The organism is Streptomyces ossamyceticus (assembly GCF_001418475.1).
GTDB lineage: Bacteria > Actinomycetota > Actinomycetes > Streptomycetales > Streptomycetaceae > Streptomyces > Streptomyces ossamyceticus.
In genome coordinates this window covers 557-1,899 of the sequence record NZ_LIQX01000708.1, presented here as the reverse complement: position 1 = coordinate 1,899, position 1,343 = coordinate 557, and the positions used below count along the sequence as shown (strand labels likewise).

Genomic DNA, 1,343 nt, shown 5'->3' with positions numbered 1-1,343 from the left:
TCGTCGCCGTACTTCTCGACGTACTCGAGGAGGCTCCGCAGGGAGTACTGGACGGACTTGCCGTACTCCTCCTTCACCTTGACGGGGTCGGTGAAGACGTCCGCCGGGTCCTTTCCGGCCTTCTCGACGGCCCGGTAGACGGAGCCGTCACCGACCTCGTCCCAGCCGACCATCCTCGGCAGGGGCGCCCACGGCTGGTGGCTGGAGGTCAGGATGATNNCGCGGTAGCCGAGGTCGCGGGAGTCGTACACCTTGTCGAAGCCGTAGAAGTCGCCCTCGGGCCAGTTGTACTGGACGCCGGGCACCACGCCGACCGTCCGCCAGGCGCCCGATTTGTGGAAGGCGCCGGGGAGGCTGAGGCGTTCTCCCGCGGTGACCGTGCGGTAGCGGTTCTGGTTGTCGATCCACAGCCCCGTCAGGAAGGTGGAGTGGCCGAGCCAGCTGCTGCCGCCGTAGGTCGCCGAGGTGAGCCAGCCGCTCCTCGCCGCGAAACCGGCCTTGCGCAGCGCCTCGTTCCGCTCGTCGAGCGTCGCCGTCACCCCGGGCGCGATGGCCGGGTCCTCCAGGGCGGCCCGGCCGTAGCTCTCGATGAAGGTGATCATGACGTCCTTGCCGCGCAGCCCGGTCAGCAGGCGGTCGGCGGGCACATCGGCGAAGGCGTCCTTCTTGGCCTCCTCGGCGAACGCCGCCTCGTCCGCGAGGGTCTCCCGCGCGCGGGCCCAGCGGTNNGGCCGACGACGGCGGCGAGCGCGCCGGAGCGGCCGAGGGTGTCCTCCACGTACGACTCGGCGTCGTCCAGGAGCCCCCAGTCGAGGACGATGTTGAAGCCCCGGCCGAGGAACTGGTTGAAGCCGATGTCCAGGGACTTCACGACGATCAGCGCGGCCAGGCCCGCCCCGATGAGGATCGCGAGCGCCAGGCGCGGCCGGCGCGGCAGCGCCATCAGCAGGGCGGCGCCGAGGATCGGCTCCACCGGGATCCGCAGGAACTGCGCGGCGGTGAAGTACTGGACGCTGCCCGGCATCAGCAGGGCGAACAGCACAAGGGCGGCGGCCAGCGCCGTGACCGCCCACGACACGCTCCGCGCGGCGGCCGGGTACCTCCGCCGGAACTCCCCGGGGGCCCGCCGGAGCCGCCGCCACCGGCCGACGCCTTCGGCGGGCGTGTCGGTCGACACGGACGGTGCTTCGGGCGTTGCGGGGTCGGTGTCGTCCTCCGTGGTGGTGTGGCCGGCCATGTCGGTGTCCGGCAGTCGACCGGAGCGCGTGAAGAGCGACACCCGACGTTCCTTCCGTGCGAAGACCGCTGGTGGGACGGCGGTCCTGACTCGGGTGGGCGGGGCC

At 72.0% G+C, this 1,343-nt stretch carries 1 pseudogene; it reads right to left on the bottom strand.

The annotated features are described in order from the left end of the window. Positions 1–218 (bottom strand): annotated as a pseudogene (locus AOK15_RS47955) (sulfatase); the annotation flags it as partial. Positions 219–1,343 lie beyond the last annotated feature (1,125 nt).